The organism is Treponema sp. R6D11 (genome assembly GCF_054786075.1).
Window position 1 is genome coordinate 1 of record NZ_BDHD01000133.1, and the last position, 4885, is coordinate 4885.

General features: G+C 41.7%; 3 protein-coding genes. All 3 read left to right on the top strand.

Annotated elements, in window-relative coordinates:
• The coding region (gene hisF, locus ACYVTD_RS09735; protein ID WP_461247583.1) for an imidazole glycerol phosphate synthase subunit HisF at positions 1-738 on the top strand (738 nt) is incomplete at its 5' end.
• Positions 739-741: 3 nt separating this feature from the next.
• Complete coding sequence (locus ACYVTD_RS09740) at positions 742-3495, top strand: type I restriction endonuclease subunit R (RefSeq protein WP_461247584.1); 2754 nt, start codon at positions 742-744, stop codon at positions 3493-3495.
• Between the two features lie 66 nt (positions 3496-3561).
• Positions 3562-4587, top strand: a complete 1026-nt coding sequence (locus ACYVTD_RS09745; RefSeq protein ID WP_461247585.1) for an SDH family Clp fold serine proteinase — start codon at positions 3562-3564, stop codon at positions 4585-4587.
• Positions 4588-4885 lie beyond the last annotated feature (298 nt).

Sequence of the window (4885 nt, forward strand, 5' to 3'; positions counted from 1 at the left end):
ATTCAAGACGCAGGAGACCCTGTAGAACTTGCACGCCGCTATAACGATGACGGTGCGGACGAACTCACCTTCCTAGACATAGGTGCGTCATACAAAAGCCGTGCCACATTATTGGACGTTGTTCGCAAAGTAGCCGCCGAAGTTTTTATCCCCTTATGCGTAGGTGGCGGCATCCGTGTAATTGACGACATGCGAGACGCTATGAACTCAGGCGCGGACAAAGTTTCTGTTTGCACTTCCGCCCTAAGCCGCCCTGAACTGTTACGTGAAATGGCAAACGCTTATGGTAGTCAGTGTGTCGTGCTTTCGATAGACGCAAAACGTGTTGAGGGCAACGGAAACTTGCGTTGGCACGCCTATTCCCACGGCGGCAGAACCGACACAGGTATTGACGCAATTGAATGGGCGATTAGGGCAGTTGAACTTGGTGCTGGCGAAATCTTACTCAACTCAATAGACGCTGACGGCACTGGCGGCGGCTACGATTTGGAGCTTAACCGCCGGATACTGAATGCCGTCCCTGTGCCTGTAATCGCCTCGGGCGGAGCCGGGACACTGGATCAGATAGCGGAAGTTTTGCTTAGTACCGCTTCAAAAGAAGCACCGCAGGGACTTTCACCTGAAGAAACGCCGGGAGCGGATGCCGCTCTTGTAGCGTCGCTCTTGCACTTTGGGAAAACCACGATTGGGGAGATTAAAAAGCACGCACAGGCTAAGGGCGTTTGCGTGAGGTGGTAGGGAATGCATCCAGAAGCTAAAGCCAGACTTGTAATCGATAAAAAACTCGCCGAGTCAGGATGGACGCTTCAAGATTATAAAGATGAATTTAATCCCGCCGCTTCTTTGGGCGTGGCGGTACGTGAATTTCCGACAAGTTCCGGTCCTGCGGACTATTTGCTTTTTATTGATAAAAATCCCATCGGCGTAGTGGAAGCCAAAAAATCAGACGAAGGGCAGAATATCACTTCATCGGAGGTTCAAAGCCTTCGTTATGCCAACAGCAGTTTAAAGTGGCAGATACCGGGGCATCCCATCCGTTTTGTGTATGAATCTACCGATATAATTACCCGCTTTACCGATTACGCCGATGAAAATGAACGCTCAAGGGAAGTTTTTTCTTTTCACCGACCAGAAACCTTGTTTGCCCTTTCCAAAGAAAACTCAACCTTACGCAACCGCCTTAAAAAGTTTCCCCCTTTCGACTCAAAAGGTTTCCGTGATTGCCAAACAAAAGCGATCATCAATCTGGAAAAATCATTTGCCGCCAATAAACCAAGAGCGTTGATCCAAATGGCGACCGGAGCGGGCAAGACCTTTACCGCTATTACAAACGTGTACCGTCTGCTGAAACACGGGCGAGCAAAGCGTATTCTTTTTCTGGTGGATACCAAAAACCTGGGTTCACAGGCGGAACAGGAATTTTTGGGTTATATCCCCAATGATGATCATCGTCGTTTTCCCGAACTCTATAATGTCCGCCGGCTCTCCAGTTCTTTTATTCCAGCCGATTGCCATGTATGTATCAGCACCATTCAGAGAATGTACTCGATACTGAAAGGCGAGGACATGGACGAAAGTCTTGAAGAAGTGTCGCCTAACGAAGAAACAATATCAGGCAGTCCTCGTGAAGTTGTGTACAACGAAAAATATCCGCCTGAATTTTTTGATTTTATCGTCATTGATGAGTGCCATCGTTCAATTTACAATATTTGGCAGCAGGTACTCGACTATTTTGACGCTTTTTTAATCGGTCTTACCGCCACCCCCGACAAGCGCACTTTCGGCTTCTTCAACGAAAACGTCGTAAGCGAATATTCCCACGAACAGGCGGTCATTGACAATGTAAACGTAGGCTATGACATTTATCTTATCGAAACCGAGATAAGCAAAAAAGGAGCGTCCATTCCAAAACAATTAGTTGAACGGCGTGAACGCCTGAGTCGTAAAAAACGATGGGAACAGCTTGATGAAGACGTGGTTTATACCAAAAACCAACTGGACAAGGATGTGGTGAATCCAAGCCAGATTAGAAATGTTGTAAAGGCGTTCAGGGACGGCTTGCCAACCATGTTTCCCGGACGGCAAGAAGTTCCCAAAACCATCATCTTCGCAAAAACCGACAGCCACGCCGATGACATTATTAAGATTGTCCGTGAGGAATTTGGGGCAGGCAATAAATTCTGCCGCAAGATCACCTACAGTGTCGATAAAGCCGACAGTGTTTTGTCGGCGTTCAGAAATGACTACGATCCACGTATTGCCGTTACCGTGGATATGATCGCCACAGGCACGGACGTAAAGCCGGTAGAGTGTTTGCTTTTTATGCGAGATGTCCGTTCAAGAAGTTATTTTGAGCAGATGAAGGGCAGGGGAACCAGAACTCTGGACAAGGACAGCCTGAAAAAAGTTACCCCTTCTGCGGCGAATAATAAAACTCATTTTATAATTGTAGATGCGGTAGGCGTTACCAAATCCTTAAAAACCGATTCCCGCCATCTTGAACGCAAGCCCGATGTTTCTTTGAATGAACTGATGATGAGTATCGCCATGAATAGCCGTGATGAAGATGTATTTTTGTCCCTTGCGAGCCGTCTTACACGGCTGGACAAGGAACTTACTCAAGCGGAGCAGGATAAATATGTCGAAACTTCAAGCGGGACAACTCTTCGCATAACGGTACAGCGGCTTCTTGACGCTTTCAATGACGATGTTATTGAAGAACGTGCGAGAAAAGAAAATAATCTTTCTACAGAAGATGATGTTACAGAAGAACAGATACAGGAAACCCAAAAAGTTATGAAGGAAGAAGCCGCAAATCCTTTTTACAATCCAACACTGAGAACCTTTATTGAAAACGCCCGTAAAGCCCATGATCAGATCATTGATACGGTAAACATCGACCATGTGACCGCGTCTACATGGGATTCCCAACACAGCGAAAACGCCCAAAAACTTATCGCCAGATTCAAGGATTTTATTAACGACCACAAAGATGACATTGTCGCCCTTTCCATAATTTACAATCAAAGTTGGAAAAACCGCCCCCTTACTCTGGACATGATAGAAGTACTTTATTCCATTCTGCAAAAACCGCCGTATAGCCTGAATACGCCGTTGCTCTGGCAAGCCTACGAAACCGCCAATCCCGGCAAAGTAAAGGCAAAAAGCCCCGAAGGAATGTTATCCGACATAGTTTCGCTTTTGCGTTTTGAACTTGGAATCGACCGTGACTTGCGTCCGTTTTCCGATATGGTAGACGTTAATTTTCAGAACTGGATTTTCGCCAAAAACGCCGGGAATGTTCACTTTACCCCCGAACAAGTTACATGGTTGCGAATGATAAAGGACTCTATCGCCGCTTCGTTTAGCATTACCCGTGATGACATGGATTTGTCGCCCTTTGATAAAAACGGCGGTTTGGGCAGGTTTTATGAGCTATTTGGGGACGGATGCGAGAAGTTGTTGGATGAGATGAATTTGGCATTGACGGCTTGAGGGGGAAGATTTTTTGCTATTGACGTAATATGATTTATTAGATTAAACTGTTGGATAGGAGGATTTATGAGGGCAGACAGACTTCCTTTGCTCAAACAACTTGCAAGCATAAGAAATTCTCAAGTTATACTATACGCCACCAGTGATAGAAGAGGATTAGAAACAAAAATAGCATCCGATATTCTGTCATTTTTTATCAACCATTTGGATACAATTGGTGATGTAGAAAAAATCTCGCTTGTTTTATATACACGAGGCGGAGAAACATTAGCAGCATGGAGTTTGGTAAATCTTATTCGTAATTTTTGTAAAGATTTTGAAGTCATTGTACCATTTCACTGTCATAGTGCAGGAACATTAATCTGTTTAGGTGCGGATAGAATAGTAATGACAAAACAGGCAACTTTAGGTCCTATTGATCCTAGTGTAAACAGTATGTTGAATCCGCAAGTTATTATAAACAATCAACAAGTAAGAGTCCCTGTTAATGTCGAATTTATTAATGGATATATTGAAATGGCAAAAAATGATTTGAAAATACGAAATAACTCTGCGTTGGCAAATATTTTAAATAATTTATCAAATAAAGTACATCCATTATCATTAGGTGAAGTGCATAGAATTAAAGCCCAAATACAAATGCTTGCAAGAAAACTGTTAAAATTTCAAAAAATTTCACGAAGTAAACAAAAAGAAATAATTAATTTTCTTTGCAAAGAATCAGGAAGCCATGATTATACTATTTATCGTAGAGAAGCAAAAGAGGAATTAGGACTAAATATTGAAAAACCAGATAATCCATTATATAATATTATAAAAAGTATATATGATGATATAAAAACTGAAATGGAATTAGATAATCCATTTGACCCACAATTAATACTTGCGAAAAATAATAGTGTTAACTATTCTTTTCACAGAGCAATAATTGAAACTATTGATGGTGGTTCTGATGTTTTTATAAGTGAAGGTGTTTTAAACAAGCAAGTAATTTCTCAACCTGTTTTGGGTCCCAATCAAATGCCAATACAAATGAATCAAGTAATTGTGCAAGATGACCGATTATATGAAGGATGGAGGCATTTTGTATGAATAATGCATATTTGGACAATTCTGGTTTATTACCAAATTATTTAAATAATTCTTCATCGGACAGTAAATATTCTTTAAAAGATAATACATCTGTAGAATTTAATCAATTTTCTATAATGAAAAATAATTGTTTAATATATTTTGATAATACTGTTCAAGTGAAAGATGAAAAAAAGAATAAAAATGTATCTTGACATTATGGATATCGCTTTATATTTTTTTACCACAAACCACACGAACCAATACGAATGGGAGAAGATTTTTATCAACGAATGGGACGAATGAATACGAATAATAT

Bases quoted from the DNA above. Each gene is read 5' to 3' on its own strand.
- ACYVTD_RS09740 (WP_461247584.1), top strand. From the start codon at position 742: ATGCATCCAGAAGCTAAAGCCAGACTTGTAATCGATAAAAAACTCGCC.
- ACYVTD_RS09745 (WP_461247585.1), top strand. From the start codon at position 3,562: ATGAGGGCAGACAGACTTCCTTTGCTCAAACAACTTGCAAGCATAAGA.